We start from the raw sequence: 14,646 nt of genomic DNA, 5'->3' as shown, positions 1-14,646 counted from the left end.
CGGAGATTTCGTCGAAGGGGTTCATCGACATCTTGATGTTGGCGAGTTCGACACCCGTGCCATCCGGCTTGACGCGGATCTTCACGTTGTAGTCAACCACCCGCTTGACGGGGACGAGAATCTTCATTGTTTTTTTCCGATGCAATTCTAGTTTTTCGTCGCTCACCCAGTGAATCTGGATACCAGCAATAGAGCTGCCCCGATCGCACATCCGAACAGTATAATGCCGACAATGACGCGAGAGGGAACGGCGCCGGACGCTAAGGCCATGGCGAGCGAGAGAGGTGACGTGGTCTGATTTCGCAATTTATGTCCTCCAAGCATGTTGTCATCAAACCGTTTATTTCGCCGACACGTAGATCGGGCCGCGTTCCATGACGGGGTCAAGAATTCCGCTTGAAAGCTCGTCTGCTATTTCGAACATGCCTGCCGGGTTCTGATGAGGGACGGGGTATTTGAGTGCCTCCTTCATCTCTTCGGAATAGACGTAAGCTGCCGTCACGATCAGCGATATGAGGTAGAAATCGCGAGGACGGCTACGGTCCAAATCCTTCAGCCAGTTCCATAGGTTTTCGGTATGGATTTCCCCAACCTCTCGGAGCAGAGCCTCCAATTCTTCGAATTGAGAATCGAGAATGGTGGCCGCTCTGGTGACAAGCGCCCTAAAATTGGCCACCGCACTGCCAGAAAGGTTTGAACCTTTCGCGGGGATCAAAGTATCGGCCACGGCGCCAAGAGCCCCTATCTCTGATTCTGTGAACTCTCTCCTGGGTTTACGTTTGGGCAGCGAAGCACTGAGGCGAAGAGGGGAGTGCTTGGCGTCAGATGGCTGGCTCATGTGCCGCCTCCTCATTTTTGATGGTCATAACGAGGTTTTCTGCAATCTTCAGCGCCAAGGCGCAGATGGTGCTTGTTGGGTTTGCGGAGCCGCTGGTCACGAAGATGCTGCCGTCCGCAATCAAGAGATTGGGCACATCGTGTGCTATGCCATTGGCGTTGACCACGGACGTCTTGGGATCATTTCCCATCCGCGCAGTTCCCAGAAGGTGACCGGGCTCGCCAGGCATTTCCGCGACTGGGATCACCTTTTTCGCACCAGCTGCCTTGTGCGCCTCGACCATCCGATCGAGCGTGAAGTCCCTGTTCTTCAGCGTGTTTTCGCTGAAGCGATACTCGATCTTGGGGGCTGGAATTCCATCGCTATCACAAAGGGTCGGATCGAGCGTTACGCGGTTGCTCTCCTCCGGGAGGTCCTCGATATTCGCCGCCCAGAGCACGGTACTGCAGGCGTCACGAATGACTGTGTGGAAGTTTTCTCCCCAAAGCTCTTCGAATGGCAATGCCCGATGGGGATCCACGCCGTTCATAATGAGGCCGGGTGCCGTGGAAGCATGCATCTTGGAGCCTCGTACAAAACCTCTCGACTTGTCGGTTTCGTAGAACTGCATTGAGCTAATCACCGCTCCGAGCGGCCCGCGCCATGTCTCCAGATCGGCATTGGTGCAGGGATCGAATTTCAACGGTTAGCGGCTATGGGTGTTTGATCGCAACCAGCGTGATTGATCTGCACACGATGCCGCATAAGCACAATTCTGGCCGCCGTCATCGCATCGGCAAGGTGAAGTTTAAGGTGACGAACTGGTCGGAATACGAAGCGGGGCTTCGTCGACGTGGCAGCCTGACACTGTGGATGACGCCGGAAGCTTTGTCGTTATGGAAGGCACAGAAGCGGACAACGCGCGGCGGCCAAGCGCGTTATTCCGATCTGGCAATCGAGACCAGCCTGATGTTGGGGCTGGTGTTCGGCCTGCGGTTGCGCCAGACGGAGGGCTTTTTGGCATCAGTGCTTGAGCTGATGGGATTGGATCTTCCCGTGCCCGATCACACGACATTGAGCCGACGGGCACAGAGAGGACGGCCTTTTGACAGGCAGCAAGGCCGTTCGGTTTCAGCAGAAGGACCGATCCACGTTCTCATCGACAGTACCGGCCTTGAAGTTTACGGTGCCGGCCAATGGCTGGAGGAAAAGCACGGCGCCAGGTCGCGGCGGGGATGGCGCAAACTGCATCTGGCAACGAATGCCGACAGCGGCGAGATCATCGCTCACATCCTGACTGACAAAGATGCTGGCGACGCCTCGCAAGTGGAACCGCTGCTCGAACAGATTGCGGCACCTATCGAGCGGTTTACCGCCGATGGTGCCTATGACGGCAAGTCGACCTACGATGTCGTCACCAAGCACAGCGCCGGCGCCACGATCGTTATACCGCCGCGCTCCAACGCGGTCGACCGCTCGGATACAGAAGCCGCCAACCAGCAGCGCGACCGGCATATAACGTCGATCAACACCGACGGGCGGATGAAATGGCAAGCTGCGACCGGCTACGGCAAGCGTTCACTCGTCGAGACCGCAATAGGAAGGTACAAGTCGATCATCGGACACCGACTGCGCGCTCGGTCCTTCGCAGCACAGCAGACGGAACTTGCCATGGGCATCGCCATCCTCAACCGCATGCTTGCCTGCAGCCGCCCGAAATCTGTTCGTCTGATCGAAACCACAGCATAATGAAGGCATCAAAGATCAGAATCTGAACGAACTTCGATCCCCGCACCAACGCCACCGCCATACAGAATACCCGGCTTCTTTCGGGTGCAGCGATTTCTGCCAGCGACACGGCGGTCTGGCTGATCACGCCGTAGGAGTGCGGCTCGTTCGGGTCCATATTTTGCGGCGGCAGGAGCTTCACCGATTCCAGCCGATGGTTCAGCCGTCGCTCGGACCGATCGGATAGTGCGGCCGTCAAATCGCCGTGCAGTGCCAAGCCTGCCATAGCCGTGCCATGGCTATGATGATCGTCGACGCCCCAATCGCGGTCGATTGCGTGCTGGTCAGCTGCAGCAAGTGCCGGCTCGATCAGCGAGTGGCCGCGATTGACCCCCGTATCCATGACGCAGACGGCAGGAACCTCATTTCCCGGCCAGACGATACGGCCAGCAAGATCGTCGACCCATTCGTTCTGGTTTTCTCGGGCGTCTTCAAGGAAAAACACCGGATTATCGCTCGCGCGTCGGAGCTCGCTGACGACGCCGGTCGCGAAGGTCATCAACTCGATCGCGGCTCGGCGCGCGAGCACGGGGATAACGACGGCTTCCGGGAAATAAAGCCGGCGATCGGCGGAGGCGGCGCGCAGAGAGAGCCGGCGGCAGACGTCTTCAACGGCCGCTTCATTGTCGCGATGCGCCCAGATCGCCCACCACATCAGATGCTGAGGGTTGTCGGGCAGGGCATTAGGGTCGTCGGTCCAGAAGACTTCCAGGCGTGCGCGCCTGATCTCCTCGATTTTCTCCACGCGGCTGGCGTTCGGCGGATTTCCCTTCGGGGAGAGGGGACCTGACAGATAGTCATCGAGGATCTGCTGAATGGCTTCTCGCGCATTGTCCGGAACATAGAGCGCCACCGTGCGCAAGTTATCGCGGTCCTTGGTCGCCCCTGGGCGTATGCCGTGCTTCTTCCATTCTAAGACGTCGGCACTGGTGCCGGGCCGCAACTCAACTTCGATGTATCCGCCTGCGGCAGGTTCCAGTCTAGGATCTGCACCCCTGAGTTCCGTAATTGCGGCAAGCGCGACATCCAGTTCGTTGCTGAGTTTGCGCCCATGCTCCGCACGGATGCGCGGCACGCTCGAACCACCGCTACCTGTGCCCGTGTATGGGCTTGCGGTATGGAGTGCCGAAACATCAATGTGCGGAAGCGTGAATCGGCCTGCCATCGGTCAGTGTACGCGCTTCTTATCGAGGAAAGCGTCGCGCATCTCCCGACGTTGGTTAAGACGTTGCACGACGTCCTCAGTTGCAATCGTCTTCCGTTCGTCAAGGATCGCGGTCTTGACTGCATCATCGGCCGCGCGGACGATTTCGGATTGGCTGAGACCGTCGGCTGCCTTGACGATTTTCGTCCAGCCGAGCCTGGCCGACGACATAGGCTTGAGGTTGTTGACGATGATTTGCTTGATCTGGTCGGCCGTCGGCGCTTCAAACTCGAGGACCAGATCATATCGACGCAATAAGGCTCGATCGAGAAGCGAGGGGTGATTGGTCGAACAAACAATGAGGCTGTCCGTCGAATTGCCCTCTTCCATGAATTGCAGGAATGAGTTGAGGACTCGGCGCATCTCGGCCACATCGTTGTTCGACGTTCGATGCGCACCAACCGCGTCGAATTCATCAAAGAGGTAGACGCCGCGGCGCTTTGCGGTTTCGTCAAAAACTAGCCTGAGCTTTGCTGCGGTCTCGCCCATATATCGGGTGATGAGCCCTTCCAGCCGGATCACGTAATATGGCAGGTTGAGCTCGCCGGCCAGCGCTTCCGAGGACATCGTCTTACCCGAACCAGGCGGCCCGACGAACAGAACCCGGCGATTAGGCGTGCGGCCATGTTCCCGTAGCCAGTCACGCTTCCTCTGCTGCCGGATCATATCTTCGAGATTGTCGAGCAATCCCGGCGCCAGAACCATGTCTTTCAGCTTGAAACGTGGCTCGCGAAGCTCGAGAAGTCCTTCGAGGTCACCTCGAGGCGCCCCGAGCGGAATGGCAACACTTGCTCCTAGGGATCTGCGGGCCCGGGCTCTGTCAACCTCGGCTCGCATCTCATCAGCCGTGGTCTTGTGTCCCTGACGGGCCTCGGATGCGGCAATCTGGAGAGCGATCGAAAAAAACAGGTCGTCGTCGCCCTCAGCGCGGCTTCGCAGCATGGCAAGGATTTGCTTGGCGTTCGACACGGTTATTCTCTCTTCGTTGAGCCATACTACTATCAAACCGGCCGACAATATAAGGTGGCGGCTGGGGTCATCCACACCCGGATCGTGCAATGAAAGCTACAATATTTCATTACTCGCTCCTATCACGCTCGTCGAAGCAGCGACCGCAAATCCTGCATCGCGCTCAAGACACAGAGTCCAAATCAAAAAACCGATTTTAGAACATATGAGGAACATGATGGCCGTGCAAGTGAATCTCTTTTACCTTTATAATCAGCGCCGTTGGTTCAACGTGCCACCGGGTCGAAGGTTCGAATCTCTTCAAGGCGGTGGTGTTTGTGCAACTTCGACTGCGGCACTTTTTATGCCGCAGTCGAAGTTGTGGTCGATCAAGGACAGGCAAGCGACCCGACTGGCTTGCGGGTAATTTTTTGCTCCCAGTGAATGTGGTCCTCTGTGGCAAGTGCTTTCTCATCGATCTCGACACCCCAGCCCGGCCGATGCGGCCGAAGTTCCCTGTGTCCGTGGACCGGGACGTAGGGATCCACCGCCCACGGCGGCGCGTGGAAGTGAGGCTTGTACTCGAGAATCTTGAAGTTTGGCTGAGCGGCGCAGAAGTGGATGTTGACGGCCGTTGCCAGAAACCCCATCGGACTGCGCGGTGACACTATACGTAGTAGGCTTCAGCGAGGCTGCTCCGCGGGCGGTGAGTGACCGCGCCAGCCCAAATTCAAAAGCATACGTGCGCTTTTACATGAGTGCTTTCCGGTTTGTTCAGCATCATGCGTGAAGGTCGATAGAAGATCTGGCGCGTTCGCGGAAGTGGCTCGGCGACGCGCCGATCACGCGCTTGAACGCGCGACTGAAGGAAGCTTCCGATTCATAGCCCAGACGTCGGGCGACAGCGGAAACGCGCTGGCCCTCGCGAAGCCACTGATGAGCCAAGTGCATACGCATCCGGGCGACGTAGCGCGCAGGCGTTTCGCCGACGACGTCGACAAAGCGTTGGGCGAAACCAGATCGCGACGCACCCATCTGGCGTGCAAGTTCGTCAACGCTCCAGTCATGCGCCGGGTTGAGATGAATCGCAGCCAGCACACGGCCGACTTCGGGGTTGCGTACGGCCGCGAGCCAACCGGTGGCGTCGCCGCAACCATGCTCGACCCAGGTGCGAATGATTGTTGCGGTCAACACGTCGGCAAGACGTGCGAGAATTCCACCGGCGCCGACCCGGTTCAAGTCGACTTCGCGCGCCATTGCATCAAGCAGAGCAGGAATAGCCGGCTCATTTGCAGCCAGATCGCTTGTGCGCATCACATCAGGCATCAGCTTCAGTAAGGGATGATGTTTGTCGACATTGAAGCGCATGACGGCAAAAAACAGAAGGTTCGTCGTGTCGGGGCAATGGCATTGCAGATCGACAATACCATCGCAGAGTGGCTTACGCGGGAGGCAATCGACCGGTATGGGCGTCAGACCGGGTTCACTTGCCACGACGTGGCCGTCGCCGCGCGGCAGCAGGACGGCATCGCCCGGATGCATCTCCGTCCACTCTCCGTCAGGAGCGCGAAGAAAGGCGCTACCCGTCGCCAGGAAATGGAATTGCGCTTCTTCCTGTGTTGGAAAAGCGGTGGCCCATGGCGCAGACGGCTGGCAACGGCCGTATTCCACACCATCTAGCCGTAGGCCCCGCAGCATCTCCGTCAACGGATCAGTCATCAAGTATCCTTCGTCGTCTGGACGAATTGTCAAGTAATATGGATTTTGCAACATAGAAACGCCAAGCGTCTGTGTCTAGAGTCCCGATCTCACATCAGGAGACGGCTTATGAATTCTCAACCGACAAACAACGTTTTCCACCCCGATCAGGAGGAACCCAAGGCTGCCTGGGCGGGCGTCGTCTCGCTGGCGTTGGGTGTTTTTGGCCTGGTCACCGCTGAGTTTTTGCCTGCCAGCCTGCTGACACCTATGTCGCATGATCTCGGCGTCAGCATTGGTGCGGCAGGCCAATCAGTAACAATGACGGCAATCGTTGGCGCAATTGCGGGTCCTGCGGTGGTAATAGGCACAGGGCGCCTCGACCGGCGCTATGTGCTGTTCGGGCTGACGGTCTTACTGATCGTCTCTAGCCTGCTCGCAGCAACAGCAAGTGGGATCCTCATGCTTCTGGCATCGCGCGCGTTGCTTGGAATCGGTCTCGGAGGCTTTTGGGCCATGTCGCTGGCGCTGGCTATGCGACTGGTTCCGGAACGGCGCATGCCAAGAGCGATGGCAATCATCATGACCGGCGTGTCGGCGGCTACCGTCTGTGCGGCGCCTATTGGTGCTTGGGTCGGTGCGGCGCTCGGCTGGCGGTATGCCTTCTCCATTGCTGCAGGCGTCGGCGTCGTCGCGCTCGTTGCTCAAGCGCTGACACTTCCTGCGATGCCACCCACTGGCGCGGCGGGGCTTAGCACGATGGCAGCCGTTCTACACCGCCCAGCAATCCGGCGCGGATTGTTAACGGTGTCGCTCGTGGTTGCGGGCCATTTTGCGGGCTTCACCTTCATCCGACCCTTTCTCGAGGAGGTGCCTAGGTTCGACGTTGACGGGATCTCGGCAATCCTGCTGGCATTCGGGATGGGGGGCTTTATCGGCAATATCGCTGGTGGCCTGCTCGCCGAGCGCAACACACCGCTTACCATGGCGCTTGCGGCAGGCGGCATCGCCGCCACCACGTTCGGCCTGGCCTTTGCCGGCACGTCGCCTGCCATTGCAATTGTTGCGACTGCGCTTTGGGGCCTGGCGTTTGGCGCATTGCCGGTCAGCGTCCAAAGCTTTGTTACACAAGCTGCTGGCGACGAAGCAGAAAGCGCTGGCGCGTTGATGCTGACAACCTTCCAAGTGGCGATTTCCAGCGGAGCCGTGTTTGGTGGGTTGCTGTTCGAAACGCAGGGACCGTCAGGTGTCTTTGCCTTCGCCGGTATCGCCGCGCTGTTCGGTGTTGCGGTCATCGGCTACGCTGCCAGATCAAGCGTCGTTGTCGCAGAATGACACCCATTGGTGTCGTTAATTCGTCGTGGACTTGCAGGCCGCTACACGGCAATCGCCACCTGGTCATTCGCAAAGGTGCGCTCGTGAGGAGCGGGCCGGGGCAATAGCCGGCGTTGAGGTGCCCAAGGAGGAAAGTGGGTCTACTGCTGCGACGAGGCGCCACATGATGAATTATCGAGTGGCGTTGGCTCCGTTAGACAAGAGGGAGTCGGGAAAATCATGCGATGTGCGGCCTGCGCATTAAATCGACGCTTGAGCAGCCAAAACAACGGGAGTCTGTTCAACGTAACTGAGTTTCGAATGCTCCGTAAGCGTCAAGAATTAGGCATTGCTCAGCTGTCGACGTGCGCCGGTCCGATTGTTTCCAGCAATGGGTATTTGACGAGATAGGGACCGCTGAGTTTTAACAAGCGGTGGACTGATGTGACAAATCAACTGCACTGGTCTTTGCCGACATGGACACGAATATCCCATTACGATTTCCTGAAAGCGATGAAAATTAGAATACCAATTCTATGGACTAACAGAATTATCGCATAACCTGAGCTCATCATGCTAGTAGAGGGCAACAGATGAGAGTTCAGGGATCATTCAAGAACGCCGTCCTAATCGGCGCAATATCGTTGATCGCGTATGCAGCAGCGGCGCAGGACGCGGCAAAGCCAGCCCAGGGCGGCACGCTGATCTATCTTGAGCAGCAGCCCCACACGAACCTTTATCCGCCGGCGGGTGGCTTCTATCCCAATGGTGGCGTGCTCAACCAGATCACCGACAAACTGACCTATCAGAACCCGAAGACGCTTGATATCGAGCCGTGGATCGCCGAGTCCTGGACGGTCAACGATCAGGCGACGGAATACACCTTCAAGCTTCGACCAGGTGTGACTTTCTCCGACGGCTCGCCGCTTGACGCCAATGCAGTCGCCAGGAATTTCGATACGTTCGGACTCGGCAACAAGAAGCTCAAGCAGCCGGTTTCCGAAGTCATCAACAACTATGACCGCAGCGAAGTCATCGATTCTCTCACGGTCAAATTCTACTTCAAGAAGCCGTCACCCGGCTTCCTGCAGGGAACGTCAGTCATCGGCTCCGGCCTTGTTTCGTTGCAGACACTGGCGCTTCCGTTCGAGCAGCTCGGCGATGCGACCAAGATCATCGGCTCCGGTCCCTTCGTCGTCGAAAGTGAGACGCTGGGCAAGCAGCTATCGCTTAAAGCGCGCGCCGACTACAGCTGGGGTCCGGCCAAGCTCGACCATCAGGGTCGCGCCTATTTGGACGGGATCACATACATTGTCACCGGCGAGGACAGTGTCCGCATCGGCGCACTGCTCTCGGGGCAGGCCGATTTCATCCGCCAGGTTCAGGCTTATGACGAAGAGCAGGTCGAAAGCCAAGGCTACAAGATCTATGCCGCGCCGACGCGCGGCGTGAACAACAGTGTCGTCTTCCGTCCCGACAACCCCCTGGTCGCCGACCTGCGTGTGCGACAGGCGCTGCTGCACGGCACGAATGCGCAAGAGATCGTCATGACGTTGTTCTCTGCAAATTATCCGCAGGCCAAGTCGGTGCTCGCATCGACTGCTCAGGGCTATATAGACCTGTCATCGAAGCTCATCTACGATCCGACGGAGGCGACCAAGCTTCTCGATGAGGCGGGCTGGAAGCCGGCTGCCAACGGCATCCGCGAGAAGGACGGCCAGCCGCTGGTGCTGACGGCCTACGAGTCTCCACCGCAGCCGCAGAACAAGGCAACGCTGCAGCTGATCGCACAGCAATGGGCGAAACTCGGCGTTACCCTCAACGTGCTGGCGGGCGATGCCGGCAGCAAGACGGTGGATGATCTCGATCCCGCCAAGACACCGGTCTCGCCAGCCATGGTCGGCCGCGCCGATCCCGACGTGATCAAGAGCCAATACTATCCTAAGAACCGCGACGTGCTGCGCCAGAAGGGCGGGCCGAGCGACAAGGTAAAGTCCTTCGTCGACAACAAGCTGAATGGCTTGCTCGAAGCGCTATCGTCGGAGCCGAACCGCGACAAGCGGCTGGCGATTGCCGGAGAGGTCCAGACCTACGTGCTGGATCAGGCCTATGCCATTCCGATCTTCGAGGAGCCACAGGCCTTTGCCGGTGCACCCTACGTGCAAGGCGTCGGCTTCGAATCCGTTGGGCGGCCGACCTTCTACAGCACCTGGCTGGCAGAACATTGATGGTTTGCACCCGGCTTGGCGATCAGCCCGGCCGGGTGCACTGAAAGGCTGAGGCAATGGCAAAATACATCATCTCGCGCATCGGTCAGGCCCTGCTGGTTCTCTGGGCAGCCTTCACCATCTCCTTTGTCCTGCTGCAGGCGATGCCGGGGGACGCGGTGCTGATCAAGTTCCAGAATCCGGAATATGGACTGAGCCCGGATCAGATCGCCGAGATCCGCACAGCCTATGCGGCCGACGGGTCTGTATTGACCCAATATCTTCACACGTTCGGCAATTTTCTGACGGGTGACTTCGGCTATTCACTGCAGGCCGGTGTTGCCGTCAGTGCGCAATTGACGACCAACCTGCCACCGACGATCCGGCTCGCTGGCCTTGCCTTCATCGTCGCATCGCTGCTGGCGGCCATCATTGCCGTGCTGTCCAGCCTGGTCGGCTTCGGTCGCCTTCGTGCGCTCATCCAGTCGCTGCCCTCGCTGTTCGTGTCGGTGCCGACATTCTGGCTCGGCATCATGCTGATACAGATTTTTTCCTTCCGGCTGCGGCTGGTACCGGTGATCAACCCCGGACCGTGGGAAGGCCTGATCCTGCCGATTCTGACGATCGCGATCCCGATTTCGGCGCCCATGACGCAGATTCTGCTGCGCAATATCGACGACGTTTCGACATGGCCATTCGTCGCCGTGGCCCGCGCCAAAGGCGCCTCCTACAGCTGGGTGCTGTGGCGCCACGTCGCCAAGAATGCCTTCCTGCCGGTGCTGACCGTGGCCGGTGTCCTGTTCGGCGAACTGCTGGCAGGGGCGGTGGTCACCGAGACGGTGTTCGGCCTCAACGGCATCGGCAGCCTGGCCGAGCAGGCGGTCAATTTCCAGGATGTCGCCGTCCTGCAGGCGATCGTGGTGATCTCGGCAACGGCATTCGTTGCCATCAATCTCGCCGTGGATTTGCTCTATCCCGTTCTCGATCCCCGACTTCGAACACAATTGGGTACAGCGCGATGACCAGCTTCGACGCCGGTGAACGGCATTTCAATCTCGACAGCACCGGTATTCCCGACCAGATGCCCATAGCGGCGCCAGCCGATGCGTCGACAATTGCGCCCGATGCCACGCGGCGGAGGACCCTGATCCGGCCCGGTCTCATCATTGCCGTGGTCGTCCTGATTGTGGTTATGTTGTCCGCATTGGCGCCTGGCCTGTTCAGCACATATGATCCCGTGCAAGGTCTGCCTGGCCAGCAACTGAAAGCGCCGAGCGCGCTACACCTGCTCGGCACCGATGCGCTTGGGCGGGATCTCTACGCACGCATCGTGCATGGAGCCGTCCACTCGCTGTCCGGAGCACTCGCTGCCGTTGCCATCGGTCTCGTCCTGGGAACAGCGCTCGGCGTGCTTTCCGGTTCGCTCGGGGGCTGGGTCGATGAGGCGATCATGCGCCTGGTTGATGTCCTGTTGTCCATCCCCGCATTGCTGCTGTCGCTCAGCATCATCATCCTGCTCGGCTTCGGCACGGTGAACGCCGCCATCGCGGTCGGGGTGACCTCGATTGCCAGCTTTGCCCGGCTTGTCCGCTCCGAGGTCGTGACGGTGCGCCGTAGCGATTACGTCGAGGCCGCCTTCGGCAGCGGTGGCACGTTCCTGCACGTGCTGTGGCGCCACGTTCTGCCGAACTCCCTGACCTCCGTCATCGCTTTCACGGCGCTGCAGGCGGGTTCGGCCATACTGCAGCTCTCCACGCTCAGTTTCCTTGGCTACGGCGCCCCGCCACCCACGCCGGAATGGGGCCTGCTGATCGCTGAGGGGCGCAACTATATCGCAACGGCATGGTGGCTGACTGCCGCGCCCGGCATCGTGGTGGTGCTCGTGGTGCTGTCGGTCAATCGCGTCAGCCAGGCCATCGGAAAGGTGCAGAGATGACAGTCATATCGCTGGGGCGACCACACGGAGCCGCGTCGTCGCTGCCCGTTCTTCAGGTGTCCGGCCTCACCATTTCCTACGGCGATCGCAATGGTCGCAGAACCGCCGTTCACGGCATCGACTTCACTATTGCTGCTGGTGAGGCAGTTGCGCTTGTCGGCGAATCCGGCTCCGGTAAAAGCTCGACGGCGCAGGCCATCATCGGCCTTCTGCCCGATGGCGGACAACTCGAGGCAGGACAGATCAGCCTGAGTGGAAAGGACGTTGCCGGTTGGCCACAGCGGCGGTTGGACGGCATCCGCGGAGCGGTCGTTAGCCTCGTGCCGCAGGACCCCGGCAACTCCCTCAATCCCGTTAAGACGATCGGCAAGCAGGTTGCCGAGATCCTCGCCATCCATGGCAAGGCATCCGGACCTGTCGCCTACGCGCAGGCGATCGAACTTCTGGAGCGCGTCGGGCTAGACCAGCCGCGGCTGCGCTCGACCCAATATCCGCACGAACTCTCGGGCGGCATGAAGCAACGGGTGCTGATCGCCATCGCCATCGCCCTGAAACCGGCGCTGATCATTGCCGACGAGCCGACCAGCGCACTCGACGTGACCGTGCAGAAACGTATCCTCGACCTGATCGATGAACTTCGCCGCGCCTATGGGACGGCCGTGCTGCTCGTCACTCATGACCTCGGGGTCGCTGCCGATCGCGCCGACAGGCTGATTGTCCTGCAGCATGGTCGTATCCAGGAACAGGGTCGAACCGCCGAGGTGCTCAAAAACCCGCAAAGCGCCTACACCCGCCGCCTGCTCGCCGATGCCCCTTCGCTCAACGCCGGACAACAGCGTGTCCATGCAGCCGCGCACGCACCAGAGGCACGGGCAGATGATATCATCATCGTCGAAAACCTGGTGCAGGACTTCGGGATCGGCGGCCGCGGCAACAGCTTTCGCGCCGTCGACGACATTTCGTTCCGGGTGCCGCGCGGTACCACCCATGCCATCGTCGGCGAATCCGGTTCCGGCAAGACGACCACGATCCGCACGCTGTCTGCGTTCCAGAAGCCGACATCGGGGAGGGTGGTCGTCGATGGTCTGGATCTGTCGTCATTGCGTGGCGAAACCCTGCGGCTCTTCCGCAAGAAGATCCAGTTGGTCTACCAGAACCCGTTCAGTTCGCTCGATCCGCGCCAGACTATTTCGCGTATCGTCGAGGAGCCGTTGCTGAATTTCGATCCGATGCCACGGGCGCGGCGTGTCGAGAAGGTTGCCGCCAGCATCGAGACGGTCGGCTTGCCGCTCGATGTGCTGCAGCGTCGGCCGCACGCGCTCTCCGGTGGCCAGCGCCAGCGCGTCGCAATCGCCCGTGCTCTCGTCCTCGATCCGCAGATCCTTGTTCTCGACGAGGCAGTGTCGGCGCTCGACGTCACCGTGCAGGCGCAAATCCTTGCGCTGCTTGACAGACTGCAGCGCGAACTGGGCCTGACCTATGTCTTCGTGTCGCACGACCTCGCCGTGGTCCGGCAGATCTCCGACACCGTCTCGGTTCTCAATGCCGGCAAGCTCGTCGATAGCGGGTCGGTCGAGGCGGTTTTCGGCCAGCCGCAGAGCACCTACACCCGTGACCTCATCGACGCCATCCCGGGCAAGACCTATCCGCGCCTCTCTTTGACACCTGCAGGAACGACCTTATGACCCAACCCGTTCAACCAAAGAGGCTGGGTTTCTTCAGCCGCCTTCTTGACCAGGCCGATGCCGCGACCCGCTACAGGCTGGTGACCGAGCAGATCATTCATGCCGAGCGGTTCGGCTTCGAAAGCGCCTGGGTGGCCCAGCATCATTTCCATGCCGATGAGGGCGGCCTACCGGCACCGCTGGTCTTTCTTGCAGATGTTGCTGCGAGGACGACGCGAATCCGCCTCGGCACCGGCGTCATCACCCTGCCAATGGAAAGCGCCGTCCGCGTTGCCGAAGATACGGTCGTGCTCGATCTGCTTTCCGATGGCCGGCTGGAAGTCGGCTTCGGCACTGGCGGCACGCCGTCATCTTTTCTGCCCTTCGGGCTGGAGAGCAGCGAGCGTAGCGCTGTCTATGCCCGTAGCCTGTCGACGGTACGCGACGCCTGGGCCGGGCGCGAGCTTGCCGGCGGCAACCGGCTTTATCCGACGGCGCCGGATTTGCTCGATCGTGTCTGGCAGGCAACTTTCTCTGTCGGCGGCGGCGAGCGTGCCGGGCGCGACGGCGATGGTCTTATGCTGTCTCGAACGCAGCCGCGCGCGCCGGAGACGCCCGATGCGGCGCTCTGGGATCTGCAAAACCCGATCATCGATCACTATCTGTCCGCGCTACCGGAGGGGCGCAAGCCGCGCATACTGGGATCGCGAAGTCTGTTCGTCGCCGATGACAGGAAGATCGCGCTGGAACTGGCGGAGGAGGGGCTGCGGCGTAACGTCGAGCGTTTCGTCGCCAGCGGCCACAAGATCGATGCAACCACTACGGCCGATCTGATCCGCTCCTTCGACGTCCATGTTGGAACGCCGGAGGATGTCATCGCATCATTGAGGGCCGATACGGCGCTCGCCCGCGTCACCGACCTGGTCTTCCAGGTCCATTCCGTCGATCCGCCGCACGAACACATCCTGCGATCGCTCGAGCTTACCGCAACCGTTGTGGCCCCGGCGCTTGGCTGGTCTCACGACGCACCCCTGCGTCAAGAACGTCACCTCGCTGCGACCGCCTGATTT

Annotated in this window: 13 protein-coding genes and 1 pseudogene; 7 read left to right on the top strand and 7 right to left on the bottom strand. The window is 60.0% G+C overall.

What is annotated here, in order from left to right; all coding sequences use genetic code 11:
* The 3 genes and pseudogenes from GVL52_RS03430 to GVL52_RS03420 form a co-directional block, all read right to left on the bottom strand.
* Window positions 1-127: pseudogene (locus tag GVL52_RS03430) on the bottom strand (electron transfer flavoprotein subunit beta/FixA family protein); the annotation flags it as partial.
* A gap of 213 nt (window positions 128-340) precedes the next feature.
* The gene (locus tag GVL52_RS03425; RefSeq protein ID WP_160003948.1) at window positions 341-838 is read right to left on the bottom strand and encodes a hypothetical protein; all 498 of its coding nucleotides are present in this window, start codon (window positions 836-838) and stop codon (window positions 341-343) included.
* On the bottom strand, window positions 822-1,520 hold the full coding sequence (locus GVL52_RS03420) for a GMC oxidoreductase (RefSeq protein WP_210254106.1): 699 nt from the start codon (window positions 1,518-1,520) through the stop codon (window positions 822-824). The genes GVL52_RS03425 and GVL52_RS03420 overlap by 17 nt, the downstream gene beginning before the upstream one ends.
* 53 nt (window positions 1,521-1,573) lie before the next feature.
* On the opposite strand from GVL52_RS03420, the gene GVL52_RS03415 reads away from it, so the two are divergent.
* Window positions 1,574-2,566, top strand: coding sequence for an IS5 family transposase (locus tag GVL52_RS03415; protein ID WP_160004002.1), 993 nt, complete (start codon window positions 1,574-1,576; stop codon window positions 2,564-2,566).
* On the opposite strand, the gene GVL52_RS03410 is transcribed toward GVL52_RS03415, so the two are convergent.
* From GVL52_RS03410 to GVL52_RS03395, 4 genes are all read right to left on the bottom strand, one after another.
* Window positions 2,505-3,680, bottom strand: a complete 1,176-nt coding sequence (locus GVL52_RS03410; protein WP_160003946.1) for a S8 family serine peptidase — start codon at window positions 3,678-3,680, stop codon at window positions 2,505-2,507. The genes GVL52_RS03415 and GVL52_RS03410 overlap by 62 nt on opposite strands.
* Window positions 3,681-3,773: 93 nt before the next feature.
* Window positions 3,774-4,778, bottom strand: coding sequence for an AAA family ATPase (locus GVL52_RS03405; protein ID WP_160003945.1), 1,005 nt, complete (start codon window positions 4,776-4,778; stop codon window positions 3,774-3,776).
* 368 nt (window positions 4,779-5,146) lie between these two features.
* Window positions 5,147-5,407 carry an enolase C-terminal domain-like protein gene (locus GVL52_RS03400; RefSeq protein WP_160003944.1) on the bottom strand — a complete coding sequence of 87 codons (261 nt, stop codon included), beginning with the start codon at window positions 5,405-5,407 and terminating at the stop codon, window positions 5,147-5,149.
* A 130-nt stretch (window positions 5,408-5,537) separates the two neighbouring features.
* The gene (locus GVL52_RS03395) at window positions 5,538-6,476 is read right to left on the bottom strand and encodes an AraC family transcriptional regulator (RefSeq protein ID WP_160003943.1); all 939 of its coding nucleotides are present in this window, start codon (window positions 6,474-6,476) and stop codon (window positions 5,538-5,540) included.
* Between the two features lie 108 nt (window positions 6,477-6,584).
* Between GVL52_RS03395 and GVL52_RS03390 the strand changes: the two genes are divergently transcribed.
* The 6 genes from GVL52_RS03390 (at window position 6,585) to GVL52_RS03365 (ending at window position 14,643) form a co-directional block, all read left to right on the top strand.
* Window positions 6,585-7,790: an MFS transporter gene (locus GVL52_RS03390; protein WP_160003942.1), complete on the top strand. Its 1,206-nt coding sequence runs from the start codon at window positions 6,585-6,587 to the stop codon at window positions 7,788-7,790.
* A 572-nt stretch (window positions 7,791-8,362) separates the two neighbouring features.
* The gene (locus GVL52_RS03385; protein ID WP_160003941.1) at window positions 8,363-9,997 is read left to right on the top strand and encodes a TIGR04028 family ABC transporter substrate-binding protein; all 1,635 of its coding nucleotides are present in this window, start codon (window positions 8,363-8,365) and stop codon (window positions 9,995-9,997) included.
* Window positions 9,998-10,053: 56 nt separating this feature from the next.
* The gene (locus GVL52_RS03380) at window positions 10,054-10,998 is read left to right on the top strand and encodes an ABC transporter permease (RefSeq protein ID WP_160003940.1); all 945 of its coding nucleotides are present in this window, start codon (window positions 10,054-10,056) and stop codon (window positions 10,996-10,998) included.
* Complete coding sequence (locus GVL52_RS03375) at window positions 10,995-11,912, top strand: ABC transporter permease (protein ID WP_160003939.1); 918 nt, start codon at window positions 10,995-10,997, stop codon at window positions 11,910-11,912. The genes GVL52_RS03380 and GVL52_RS03375 overlap by 4 nt, the downstream gene beginning before the upstream one ends.
* On the top strand, window positions 11,909-13,597 hold the full coding sequence (locus GVL52_RS03370; RefSeq protein ID WP_160003938.1) for an ABC transporter ATP-binding protein: 1,689 nt from the start codon (window positions 11,909-11,911) through the stop codon (window positions 13,595-13,597). Before GVL52_RS03375 ends, GVL52_RS03370 begins: the two co-directional genes overlap by 4 nt.
* Window positions 13,594-14,643, top strand: coding sequence for a putative FMN-dependent luciferase-like monooxygenase (locus GVL52_RS03365; RefSeq protein ID WP_160003937.1), 1,050 nt, complete (start codon window positions 13,594-13,596; stop codon window positions 14,641-14,643). Before GVL52_RS03370 ends, GVL52_RS03365 begins: the two co-directional genes overlap by 4 nt.
* Window positions 14,644-14,646 lie beyond the last annotated feature (3 nt).

Origin of the sequence: Rhizobium sp. 18055 (assembly GCF_902706285.1) — a bacterium.
In the GTDB taxonomy this organism is placed as follows: Bacteria; Pseudomonadota; Alphaproteobacteria; order Rhizobiales; family Rhizobiaceae; genus Rhizobium.
Note: the sequence above shows the minus strand (reverse complement) of the source record. Positions and strands in the feature narration are given on the sequence as shown.